The organism is Microcoleus sp. w2-18bC1, assembly GCF_036700365.1.
GTDB lineage: Bacteria > Cyanobacteriota > Cyanobacteriia > Cyanobacteriales > Microcoleaceae > Microcoleus.
The window spans coordinates 1-13,166 of record NZ_JAUBOS010000038.1 but is presented as its reverse complement, the minus strand read 5'-3'; the positions used below and the strand labels follow the sequence as shown (position 1 = coordinate 13,166).

Below are 13,166 nucleotides of genomic sequence, written 5' to 3'. Positions count from 1 at the left end.
TAGAGCCTCCTGGGCGACGAGAACAGGCAAAAAAACACAGCAAATTCGGTTAAATGCCCGAAAAGACAGACTACTGTCGTTGGCGTGTTGGCAGATTTTAAGGTAGGCTGCTTAAGAGTCGCAAATATTTAGCGAGTCGAGCCGTGGCAGTAAAAGTCGAAGAATTACTTACAGCAGACATTAATCAGCCTGCTCGTTATCTGGGAAATGAATTGGGGGCTACGCACAAGCCTTGGGACGGGGCGTTGGTGCGCTGGGTTCTCACTTACCCAGAAGTTTATGAAGTTGGTGCTTCCAATCTGGGGCACATCATCCTTTACAACATTTTGAACGCAGGGCCGAGACAGTTGTGCGATCGAGCTTATTTGCCCGCACCAGATTTGGCAGCAAAACTGCGATCGACCAAAACTCCGCTGTTTGCCGTAGAATCGAGGCGATCTCTCACAGAATTTGATATTCTGGGCTTCAGCCTCAGCTACGAACTCGGAGCCACAAACATTCTGGAAATGCTCGATTTAGCCGGCATTCCCCTAACTTGGCAAGAAAGAGCAACAAATCCCCAAAACGGTCAAATACCGCTGATTTTTGCTGGCGGGCAAACGGCAACTTCCAACCCAGAACCCTACGCAGACTTTTTTGACTTCATCGCTTTGGGTGATGGAGAAGAGTTGCTGCCAGAAATTGGCTTGATTTTGGCAGAAGGCAAAACAAATAATTTGAGCCGAGAAGCATTGCTGCTGGATTTAGCGCAAATTCCAGGCGTCTACGTCCCGCAATTCTACGATATGGCGGCCGACGGTTCTGTTCATCCCAACCGCCCGCAAGTTCCAGAACGAATTCTGCGCCGCGTGGCAACTCCCATACCAGCTTATTCGATCGGCCTGGTTCCCTACGTCCAGACAGTACACGACAGATTGACAGTAGAAATCCGCCGGGGATGCACCCGCGGCTGTCGCTTCTGTCAGCCGGGAATGCTGACTCGCCCCGCGCGCGATGTCGAACCGCAGCAAGTCGTAGAGGCGATCGAACAGGGGATGCAAGCCACCGGGCACAGCGAGTTTTCCCTGCTTTCCCTGAGTTGTTCCGATTATCTGGCACTCCCAGCAGTTGGGATGGAAATCAAAAATCGCCTGAAAGATAAAAATATTTCTCTGTCTCTACCCAGCCAGCGGGTTGACAGATTTGACGATAATATTGCCGACATTCTCGGCGGTACGCGACAAGGCGGTTTGACTTTTGCCCCAGAAGCTGGTACTCAGCGAATGCGCGACATCGTTAACAAAGGTTTGACCAACGAAGAATTGCTTCGGGGTGTCAAAACTGCGGTCGATCGCGGCTGGGATAAAATCAAGCTGTATTTTATGATCGGTTTGCCCGGAGAAACAGATTTTGATGTTCTCGGCATCGCCGAAACAGTCCGCTGGCTGCACAGGGAATGCAGGATCGATGGCAGGCGAGGACTCACTTTTAACTTGACAATTTCTAATTTTACGCCTAAGCCTCACACTCCTTTTCAGTGGCACTCGGTTTCTACTGCTGAGTTTTCCCGCAAGCAAAAACTCCTGAAGGAAGAGTTTCGGGGAATGCGGGGCGTCAAGGTGAATTACACTGATGTGCGGATTTCGGCAATGGAGGATTTTGTCGGACGGGGCGATCGACGTTTGGCTGCTGTAGTCCGCCGCGCTTGGGAACTTGGCGCGGGTATGGATGCGTGGTGGGAAAGCTTGGATAAGGCATATAAAGCTTGGACTCAGGCGATCGATGAGTCGGGCCTTACCTGGAAATACCGCCAAGTCGAAAGCGGCGAGTGGAATCTTTTTGAGAAGGAAGAGGAGAAGGAAGAAGGAAGTTCGGCAACGGATTCTGTAACGGATGTAACGGATGTAACGGATGTAACGGATGTCAGTTCGATGTCCGTCGGAAGAAGGAAGAAGGAAGAAGGAAGAGAAATCAAGGAAGATTTTCCCAATTCTTCGGATCTCCCCCTCTCCCCCTCCCCCTCTCTCCCCCTCTCTCTCGATCAGGCCCTGCCTTGGGATCATTTAGATACGGGGATCGACAAAAACTGGCTTAAAATTGACTTGCAAAAGGCTTTAGAAGCAGCGACGGTTCCCGACTGTTCCTTTGAGGGGTGTTCGCGCTGCGGGGTTTGTGGCACTGATTTCGGACACAATGTGGTTGTGGATGCGCTGCCAATTCCTGAGTTTGCTGGGGAGTTTGTCCCGAATACGGAGCGGAAACAGCGTTTTCGGGTTTGGTTCGGGAAGGTGGGCGATATGGCTTTGGTTGGTCATTTGGATTTGATCCGATTGTTCGATCGAGTGGTCCGCAGAGCCGATTTGCCGATTTCGTTTACCGGCGGGTTTCACCCGAATCCTCGGATTTCTCTGGCAAATGCTCTGCCTCTGGGTGTTACCAGCACTGGGGAAATTGCCGACTTTGAGCTCACTGAGTCGATCGATATTGAGAGTTTTCGGGAAAAGTTGGCCGCTAAGCTGCCGGAAAATATTCCGATTTACAAGGTTGAGTCGATCGATCTCAAGGCTCCTTCTGCTAACCAGTTGTTAGAAGCAGCGGAGTACGTAATTACTGTCGCTGTAGGGGGTTCGCTGACAGAAAATGGCGAATTAGACCTGGAAAATGCTGCTCCTGTCTCCGTGGCTCCTGATGCCAATTGGGAAGCTTGGGTTAAGACGATCGCCGAAACCGAGGCTTTTTGGCGGGTGCATACTACTAAGTCGGGAAAGACGAAGGATGTCAATTTGCGCGATCGGCTCCACAAACTAGAACTTGTAGAGCAGAAACCAGACAGCACCTCTGCTAAGAGTGCTACATCCGAAGGTAGAGCCGTCTTGCGCTTTACCGGCAGTTGTCGCAGCGATGGCAACTTGCTAAAGCCAGAACATATTGTGTTCATGCTCGAACAAGTCAGCCAGCAGGAAATTCAGCTTCTACAGGTTCAGCGTAGTCAGCTAATCCTGGGTTATGGTTAAGATAGGGAAGCCGTGGTGGAATATTTCACCTTTGGCTCTCGATCGGGATGTGTCGTTTCACGCTATAATCGCTTGTTATGGAAGCCGCGGCGGCTCGAGCGCTTTAGTCGCTCGCCGCCCTCGTCAACCAGCAACGCGGGCTGGGTGCAAATTGCTTCTGTTCAAGACTTCAAGCCTTTTTGTTGTACATTCACGGGCTAAATCTAGCGCCAAACCTGCAGGAGCGGGGTCTGAACCAAATTTAGCGATTAATTTCGATCGATCGACTGGTTGTCGGTGGTCGGCTTATTCAAAAATCTCACGGTTCAAACCGCAGAACGGGTATTCAACAATAGATGTTTTTGGCGGGTCAAAAAACGGAGATAAGCCCCCGACTTAAGTCGTGGAGAACCAAAAATTTTAGATTTTAGATTAAAGTTCCAGCTCCCAGATTCATCTTTGGAGTAAATCTAAAATCTAAAACCTAAAATCTAAAATCGACTGACCCGTCAAAAAACGGAGATAAGCCCCCGACTTAAGTCGTGAAGAACCAAAAATTTTAGATTTTATACTTTAGTTCAATCTCCCAGATTCATCTGTGGAGTAAATCTAAAACCTAAAATCTAAAATTTAAAATCTAAAATCGACTGACCCGTCAAAAAACAGAAATAAGCCCCCGACTTAATTCGTGGAAAACCAAAATTTTAGATTTTAGACTAAATTTCAATCTCCTAGATTCATCTGTGGAGTAAATCTAAAATCTAAAATTTAAAATCTAAAATCGACTGACGAGGTTTTAGGGTTCGCAGGGGCAGAGGTTGCAGTCGAATGCCAAGCTGGTGTGTGTTGAGTGCGATCGCACAAGAATTCAACAAAAGTGTAGGCGCTTTCACTCCTACCTACTTTCCCTCAAAACCAGCCCTCAACCACCACGCAAGCGGAGTTATCAGTTCGTAGTGTTAAGTTGTGTGTTAAGAAATTGGTACGGTGTCAATGAATTTATTCGCGCTCGTTCAAAGGAAGAGTTGTAAGTGTTGAATTTTGAGTATTGATTTCGCAATTGTCAACTCAAATCTCAATATTGCTAACTCGATAAAAGCCTCCTTATTTCTATCTCTCAGATTTATCTGCTGAGCATAACTCATAACTCTGTACGGGCGGGTTTAACTACTTTATCTGTAACAGTTAACAGTTAACTGTCACAGATAACTTTCCTTCCACCCTGCACCAACTCACAGCTAATAACTCTTCAAGCTACTACTAATTACAGTCTAAGTCAGAGGCACTATGAGTGCGTAAGTGTCTCTAACTTGCTGCCAGTTTTTTGAGGAAATTGAATGACAAAGCAGATAGTTATAGCAGAGCAGCATCGCATTGCTGCCGTCTTTTCAGAAGATCAAATCCAAGAACTTGTGGTAGCCACAGGCAGCCACCAAGTCAGTGACATTTACTTGGGAATTGTTGAAAATGTACTCCCTGGGATAGATGCGGCCTTCGTTAATATTGGCGACCCAGAACGTAACGGGTTTATGCACGTCACAGACCTCGGCCCGCTGCGCCTTAAACGCTCGGCAGGAGCAATTACAGAACTCCTGACCCCCCAGCAGAAAGTGGTGGTACAGGTAATGAAAGAACCGACGGGCAGCAAAGGCCCCCGGCTGACAGGCAACATTACCCTGCCGGGCCGCTATTTGGTACTGATGCCCTACGGCAGGGGAGTCAATCTCTCGCGGCGGATCAAGTCGGAAGCCGAACGCAACCGCCTCAGAGCCCTGGCTATTTTGGTGAAACCGGCCGGGATGGGGCTGCTGGTACGCACTGAGGCTGAAGGGATGACTGAAGAAGCCATCATGGAAGATTTGGAAGTCCTCCAAAAACAATGGGAAGCCGTTCAACTCGAAGGCGGTACTTCGCGAGCGCCGGCACTGCTCAACCGGGATGACGATTTTATCCAGCGGGTGCTGCGAGATATGTTCAGCGGTGACGTGAATCGGATTGTGGTGGACTCGCAAAATGGAATTAAGCGGGTGAAGCAGCAGTTGATGAGCTGGAACGGTGGTAAACTTCCTGCGGGAGTTTTGATCGACCACCACCGAGAGCGCGCCTCGATTTTAGAATTTTTCCGGGTTAATGCTGCGATTCGAGAAGCCCTCAGACCAAGGGTTGATTTGCCTTCGGGTGGTTATGTGATTATTGAGCCGACTGAGGCGCTGACGGTGATTGATGTCAACTCTGGCTCGTTTACTCGATCGGCGACGGCTCGGGAAACGGTACTCTGGACAAATTGCGAAGCAGCCACGGAAATTGCTAGACAACTGCGGTTACGCAATATTGCCGGGGTGATTATTGTTGACTTTATTGACATGGAATCCCGCCGCGATCAGTTGCAGGTGCTGGAACATTTCAATAAAGCTCTCAAAGCTGACAAAGCTCGACCGCAAATCGCTCAACTGTCGGAATTGGGACTGGTAGAACTGACTCGCAAGCGCCAAGGTCAAAATATTTACGAGTTGTTCGGCCACAGTTGCCCTACTTGCAGCGGGTTGGGTCATCTGGTGCACTTGCCTGGGGAAGAAGACTTCGCCGCAGCGGTGCGGGAATCGGGCGATCGTACTGTTGCTACATCGAACCGCGTTTTGTTGAATTTGCCAGAAGGATTGGAACGTCGCAGCTTGACGCCTGTGGCGGCTGCAACTCCTGCCCCGGTGCGGGAAGAACGCCCCCCCGAACCTGCTAGGGCTGCTTGGGAACCTCAAAGCGAAAGTTTGGATTTTGAGACCGGCAGCAACGCATCGCCTTTGGACTTGCTCAACCATCCCAGCTATCAGGATTTGGGGAACGGAACTAGACGCCGCCGCCGCCGCCGGATTGGCGAAGAGCCTTTTGCTCTCCCGGCGGAGGAGGAACCGGTACGTAGCAAGTTGCGGCTGCCGAATACTTCGAGCGCGCCCGTCGCGGATACGCGCTCTGAGTATCTGGCCCCCCCCGGCATCCGGGCCGCTTCGGAGGGCTTCGGGCTGGTGAATATGGCGACTGTTGGCAGGCGCGAGGATTTCGATCGCGTGCGGCCGGCTAAGTCTGAGTTGATGAAGCCGATGGTTGAGCCTCCAGAGGTGATTTCGGTGGAAATGACGGCGGAGGAGCAGGATGTTTATGCTCTGATGGGGGTTTCTCCTTTGGTGCTTACTGATCGCAGCGTGAAAAATCCTAAGAATGCGATCGTTTCGGTGACTCTCCCCGGAGCGGCGCCGAACAAGCCGCCTTTCGAGCAGCTCGAATTTGAATTTGAACCGACGGCGCCTGCACAGAATGCACAGGAACGGGATTATTATCCAGAAAGGTCGGTAGTTGAGCCTGTTTTTTCTGAGGATGATGAGGCCCAACTTTACGGCGAGAGTTCGATCGACGAAACTGATGATTTTGATCGGATTGAGGAACCCAGCGATGTGATGGGCGAATCCTATGAGCCGATCGAATCCTATGAACCGATCGAATCCTATGAACCGATCGAATCCTATGAACCGATCGAATCTAATGAGCCGATCGAATCCTATGAACCGATCGAATCTAATGAGCCGATCGAATCTAATGAGCTGATCGAATCTAATGAGCCGATCGAACCCAGCCAACCCAGCGAACCCAGCGAACCCGAGGAGCCTGCTATCAACCGCCGCCGCCGCCGCCGCTCGTCAGCCGTTGTGGATGAGTGATATGAAGTCAGAGGGAAGAAGGAAGGAGTCAGAGGGAAGAGGGAAGAAGGAAGAAGTAGAAATTTTTACTCTCTTCCCATCTTTCCATCTTCCCCTTTCCCCCTCTCCCTCGAACGCTCTGGTAATTGCGGGTGTGGATGAAGTCGGACGAGGAGCTTTGTTCGGGCCGGTGGTGGCTGCTGCCTGCATTTTGCCCGACGAAGTTCTCGATGAATTAGCAAGTTGCGGGGTGCGAGATAGCAAGCAGTTGAGTGCCGCAGCCCGGAGTCGGTTAGCTGTGAAGATCCGGGCTGTGGCGGTTGACTGTCAAATTGGTGCGGCTTCGGTGCGGGAGATCGATCGCCTCAATATTTTGCAGGCTTCTTTGTTGGCGATGAAGCGGGCGATTTTGAAGTTGAAGGTAACGCCGGATTTGTGTTTGGTTGATGGGAATCAAAGGATTCCCAATTTGGCGATCGAGCAAGAGACGATGATCAAGGGTGATGCGCGATCGATTCAGATTGCTGCTGCTAGTATTGTGGCGAAAGTTTGGCGCGATGAATTAATAGTACGTTTGGCTGTTAAGTATCCTGAATATGACTTGACAAATAACAAGGGATACGGTACTGCTAAACATAAATTGGCTTTGGAACGCTGCGGTGTATCTGTCTTTCACCGACAATCTTTTAGTCCTTGTCAAAAATAGTTAGTTGTATGGAATAATACAACTCCGGTTAAACTTCATCTTGCACCATTCTCAAGAACAGACAATATGCCTGTTTCACAAAAATTTAATTTTATTTATTGTGGGATGTAGGGGTTGGGCATCTTGCCCGCCCCTAAAAGGCTTATTGAGAAGGGTGCAAGATATCATTTATAACCAATTTTGGGTGTATGGCCCAGAGTATCCAAATTGACTCCGCACTGCCTGCCAGTTAGCCATAAGTTTAGCATTACCTTTGACAACATCAGGAGCATCTATCCCGACAATATAAACTTCGATAGGCTCGTAACCAGGTTGTTGATACATATTCCACAAATCGGAATTATCAAACATATCGCCTGATGCCGGAACATAGCAAATCGAGTCTGGTCCCATAATATATGGTTCGCCTTGAGTATTCAGACTAGCAAAGATGTTTTCATTTTGGTTATATATCCACAAGTCTGTTCCCGATTTATCCGCTGCGCTAACCACAATTTGACCAATATCCGTCCCTCCTTCTGCTTCAACCATTTGCGTAATATATCCGTGAAAAATCGGCTTTGCCTTTCTCGGTTGGGCAGCACCTTCATTCAGATATTCAACGATACTATACGCACGTTCTTTACCCTCAGTAGACTGGTAAATAGAGCCAATTCTTAAAGCATCAATTAGGGTGCCAGAAACAGGCGGGTTGTCATTCAAAGTTTGACCGTTCATTGCATAGATCGCGAGTCCAGCAATTCCGCCAAACGGTTCAGTCATAACTAAACCAATAATTGCTTGCTCTAAACTATTTTCATCTGGAACATTAACTTGCCCTGTATTAAATTTACTGTCGGGAGGAGCTTCGCTAGCTACATAGTTAGGAAACAGCGGAATTGAGCCAGCGAAAGTTGTTAGCGGTAGGGTGGGGATAGAACGACCCGCACCGTCGGCATTAATAATCGGAATTTGTAATTGAGCTGCTACAGTTAGAGGAGAAGCAGCATTAATTGCCCCGATTTCTATAGGCAGGACAAAATTAAAGCGATCGAAATTCTCATAACCACGGTAGAAAGATTTTCCTGTACGCTGGCACCATTGTTGTAAAGCTAGAAAAGCATTTGTGGGGGCATGAGGATTGGCTGTTTTGAATAACGCATCGGGCGAACCCATGTTTGCAGACACGGCAATCCATTGATCGCCTGGAATCTCTTTTACCTCTAATACTTCAACAACGGTGTCATCTAGAACGCCATCATCAATGATTTTGTTAGAGACAAGATAAGAGCCTCCGCCCCCAGAAGCCAAGACACAGGCTCCAATATTTACTAGCTTCATCCCATTCTTATCGAGTCGAACAGACATCAGCACCCTCCAAACGGGATAAAAAATATACTCGCCAGCTAATTTTTGACTATACGATAATATATAAAAAAGTACAACTAGGCGGGAAAGACAGATGACTGATGCCCCAATCGCCCTTCCAGGTTATCAAATCGCCCAGCAAATCTACGCTGGCTCTCGAACCTCAGTATATCGAGGTCTGCAAGAATCCGATGGCACACCCGTTGTCCTCAAAATTCTTAACAGCGAATGCCCCACCGTCTCCGAATTGGTTCAGTTTCGACATCAGTATAATATAGTTCAAAATCTTGATCTCCCAGGAATTGTCAAACCCTACAAATTAGAAACATACCGCAATCGATTTGTCCTGGTAATGGAAGATTTCGGTGGCGTTTCTCTGAGAACATATTCTGAAACCAACAAGACACTAGCTGGCAAGGAAGCCCAAAGTACATTTCTTAACATCGGCGAGTTTCTCAAAATCGCGATCGAAATTGTCAACATATTACACGAACTGCATTCACGCCAGATCATTCATAAAGATATTAAGCCAGAAAATATTCTAATCAACCCGGTTTCTAAACAGATAAAAATCATTGACTTCAGTATTTCTTCCCTGTTAGTCAGAGAGAACCAAGAAATTCAAAACCTCAATATTTTAGAAGGCACTTTAGCCTACATCTCTCCCGAGCAAACCGGACGAATGAATCGGGGAATTGACTACCGCACCGACTTTTATTCTTTGGGAGTAACTTTATACGAGTTGCTAACGGGACAATTGCCATTTCCAAGTAGCGATCCGATGGAATTAATTCACGGCCACATTGCGAGGAAGCCCAAGCCTCCGATAGAACTCGCTCCGACCCTCCCGAAGATGTTAAGTGATATCGCCATCAAGCTGATGGCAAAAAATGCCGAAGACCGCTATCAGACAGTTTTCGGCATCAAACACGACTTGGAAAAGTGTTTAGAAGAATATTCAGCTAATGGCACTATTGCGCCCTTTGAATTAGCAGCAAGAGATATTTCAAATCGCTTCATTATTCCAGAAAAACTCTACGGCAGAGAAACAGAAGTAGCCACTTTGCTAGCAGCATTCGATCGAGCAAGTCAAGGTAACAGCGAAATGATGTTAGTAGCTGGTTTTTCTGGGATTGGCAAAACAGTTGTAATTAATGAAATTCACAAGCCGATCGTCCGCCAGCGCGGCTACTTCATCAAAGGAAAATTCGACCAATTCAAGCGTGACATTCCCTTCTGGGCTTGGGTGCAAGCTTTCCAAAATTTAATGCGACAAGTGCTGACAGAAAGTGTTGCAGAAATAAAAAAATGGCGCACCACAATCTTAGAAGCTTTAGGCGAAAATGGACAAGTAATTATTGATGTAATTCCAGAATTAGAACTCTTGATTGGCAAGCAATCACCAGTTCCAGACTTAGAAGGAAGTGGCGCGCAAAATAGATTCAATCGGGTATTTGAAAAGTTTATTCGAGTGTTCGCAACCGTCGAACATCCCTTGGTAATTTTCCTAGATGACTTGCAGTGGGCGGATTTGGCTTCTATAAAATTAATGCAATTGATCTTAGGCAATAGGGAGACTCGCTATTTATTGCTGCTGGGTGCATATCGGGATAATGAAGTTTTTCCCGCACATCCGCTGATGCTGACTTTAGAGGAGATTCGGAAGGCCGAAGCAACAGTCAATCAAATCACACTCTCTCCTCTCGATCAATCTAACTTAAACAAACTGATTGCCGATACATTAAGTTGCCCGTCAGAAAGAGCACTCCCTTTAACAGAAATAATATTTCATAAAACTAAAGGCAACCCATTTTTTAGCAATCAATTTCTTAAATCCCTACAGGAAGATAGATTAATCACATTTGATTTAGAAAGCGGTTATTGGCAGTGCGAGATTGCTAAAATCCGAGAAATTTCTGTCAGCGATGATGTTATCGAGTTTATGGCATCCCAGTTGCAAAAACTTCCAGTAAATACTCAAAATGTATTGCAATTAGCTGCTTGTATCGGCAACGAATTTGATTTAAAAACACTGGCAATTGTCAATGAAAAATCCCATGCCCAAACAGCTACTGACTTGTGGAAGTCGTTACAAGACGGGCTAATTATGCCGATCGGCGAAGTTTACAAATTTTTTCAGGAATCTGAAACGCTGGAAGTGGAAAACTCTCAGGAGTTATTAGTTGCTTACAGGTTTTTACACGATCGCGTACAACAAGCAGCGTATTTCCTAATTCCAGAAAACCAGAAACAGTCAACCCACCTGAAGATCGGCAGATTGCTGCTGCACAAGGGCGGGCAGGGGGGCACCGCCCCTACGGCTGCGGAAAGGGAAGAGAATATTTTTGATATTGTCAATCAATTGAATATGGGGGCTGAGTTAATTCAGAGTCAAACAGAACGGGATGAACTTGCTGAGTTAAATCTAATTGCTGGAGGTAAAGCTAAAACTTCCACAGCTTATGCTGCTGCGGTCAAATATTTAAGTGCAGGGAGGAGACTTCTAGCAACAAATAGCTGGCAGCAGCAGTACGCTTTAAGCTTAGCATTGTACTCAAAAGCCGCAGAAGCAGCACATCTCAAAGGGGATGTTGAGGAGATGGAATATGCGATAGAGGTTGTATTGAAACAGGCTAAAACACTGCTAGATAAAGTGAAAGTCTATCTGGTAAAAATTCAAAACAACATCGCTCAAAATAAACTATTAGAAGCAATAAATATTGGTTTGGAACTGTTGCAGCAATTAGGAATTACTTTTCCAGAGTCTCCTTGCCATTCGGATATCCAGCTTGCTCTGGAAACCTTGCGATCGCAGTTGGCACAAAGAGCGATCGAAGATTTAATCGATCTGCCAGAAATGACTGATTTAAATAAGTTAGCAGCTATGCAAATTGCCAACAGCATTTTTTCTGCTGCTTACAATACTGTTCCCATACTGTTACCGCTGATTGTATTTAAACAAGTTGATTTATCGCTTGAATATGGGAATACTGCTTTGTCTGCGTTTGCCTATGCTAACTGTGGTTTACTGCTGTGTGTTATTGGAGAAGATATCGACACTGGCTATCGATTTGGACAACTAGCTTTAAGTCTATTAGAACGTGTTAATGCCAAAAAATTAAAAGCCAAGATTTATACGATTGTTTATTTTCATATTGCGTACTGGAATCAACACGCCAAAGAAACTTTAAAACCTTTGCTAGAAGCTTACTCTAGCGGACTAGAAACGGGAGATTTAGAATATGCTGCTTTATCTTTGATGGATTACAGCTTGTATTCATTTTTAATGGGGAGAGAATTGAGCGAGCTGATACGAGAAATTAACTCTTATAATGAAGCACTGGTTCATATTAATCAAGAAAAATTCCTTCCCATAAATCAATTGCTCCATCAGGTTGTAATAAATTTGAGTGGTGCTGCCGAAAATCCCTATCGTTTAATTGGCGAAAACTATAATGAAGAAGAAACACTAATACTGTATCAAGAACAGGGAAATAAAACTTTTCTGTTTGTATTGTATTTTCATAAACTCGTTCTCTGTTACTTGTTTGAAGAATTCGATCGCGCTGTTGAATGCACGGCCAACTCAGAAAAAAATCTAGACGGAGTAACCGGAACGCTATTTTTCCCCCTGCAAAATTTCTATGGTTCTTTAACTCTGCTTTCCAAATATCCCGACGCTACAAAATCGGAACAAGAACAAATTCTTAAAAAAGTAGCTGCAAATCAAATAAAGCTAAAGCAATGGGCGCATCATGCACCCATGAATTTTATGCACAAATTCTATTTAGTCGAGGCTGAGCGACATCGGATTGCGGGCGAACATATTGAAGCAATAGGAATGTACGATCGCGCGATTGTCCTGACCCAAGAAAACGAATATCTAAACGAAGAAGCACTAGCCCACGAACTCGCAGCTAAGTTTTATCTTGAATGGGGTAAAGAAAAAATTGCCACAGTCTATTTAACAGATGCCTACTACGCTTACGCTCGTTGGGGAGCATTAGCCAAAGTTGCGGATTTAGAAAAACGCTACCCTCAATTGCTCACCCCAATTCTCAACCAGAAAAATACCATTACTACAAGCCAGACAATTGCTCGCATCACCGCTGCTACCATCACTTCCACCAGTTCTAGTATTTCAGAATCACTCGACTTTGGAACAGTAATGAAAGCATCTCAAGCACTTTCAGGAGAAATTCAGCTTGATAAATTGCTCTCAACCTTAATGCAAGTAGTGATGGAAAATCTCGGAGCAGAAAAATGCGCTCTGATTTTGAAAAAAGCAGGCAGTTTAATAATTGAAGCCACTGCAATTAGTGGTATCTCAGAAACAATTGTGCTGCAATCAATTTCTCTGGAAACCAGCAATGACCATTGGTGACAAGTTAAGGAAAAAGGGAAATTGTCAAGGGTAGTATTTGCATGGGTCTGGGATCGTGGGAAACTTAT

Annotated in this window: 6 protein-coding genes; 5 read left to right on the top strand and 1 reads right to left on the bottom strand. The window is 46.2% G+C overall.

What is annotated here, in order from left to right:
• Positions 1 to 143: 143 nt before the first annotated feature.
• From QT979_RS18695 to QT979_RS18680, 4 genes are all read left to right on the top strand, one after another.
• Entirely contained in the window at positions 144 to 2,993 is a 2,850-nt protein-coding gene (locus tag QT979_RS18695; RefSeq protein WP_333311365.1) for a TIGR03960 family B12-binding radical SAM protein, read from the top strand.
• A gap of 807 nt (positions 2,994 to 3,800) precedes the next feature.
• Positions 3,801 to 3,929, top strand: coding sequence for a hypothetical protein (locus QT979_RS18690; RefSeq protein ID WP_333209176.1), 129 nt, complete (start codon positions 3,801 to 3,803; stop codon positions 3,927 to 3,929).
• Positions 3,930 to 4,309: 380 nt separating this feature from the next.
• Positions 4,310 to 6,682, top strand: coding sequence for an Rne/Rng family ribonuclease (locus tag QT979_RS18685; protein WP_333311364.1), 2,373 nt, complete (start codon positions 4,310 to 4,312; stop codon positions 6,680 to 6,682).
• A gap of 1 nt (position 6,683) precedes the next feature.
• The gene (locus QT979_RS18680) at positions 6,684 to 7,367 is read left to right on the top strand and encodes a ribonuclease HII (RefSeq protein WP_333209180.1); all 684 of its coding nucleotides are present in this window, start codon (positions 6,684 to 6,686) and stop codon (positions 7,365 to 7,367) included.
• A gap of 168 nt (positions 7,368 to 7,535) precedes the next feature.
• On the opposite strand, the gene QT979_RS18675 is transcribed toward QT979_RS18680, so the two are convergent.
• Positions 7,536 to 8,714, bottom strand: a complete 1,179-nt coding sequence (locus tag QT979_RS18675; protein WP_333311363.1) for an S-methyl thiohydantoin desulfurase domain-containing protein — start codon at positions 8,712 to 8,714, stop codon at positions 7,536 to 7,538.
• A 94-nt stretch (positions 8,715 to 8,808) separates the two neighbouring features.
• On the opposite strand from QT979_RS18675, the gene QT979_RS18670 reads away from it, so the two are divergent.
• Positions 8,809 to 13,098 (top strand): serine/threonine-protein kinase PknK, encoded by a 4,290-nt coding sequence (locus QT979_RS18670; RefSeq protein ID WP_333311362.1) that lies wholly within the window; start codon positions 8,809 to 8,811, stop codon positions 13,096 to 13,098.
• The last annotated feature ends 68 nt before the right edge of the window (positions 13,099 to 13,166 follow it).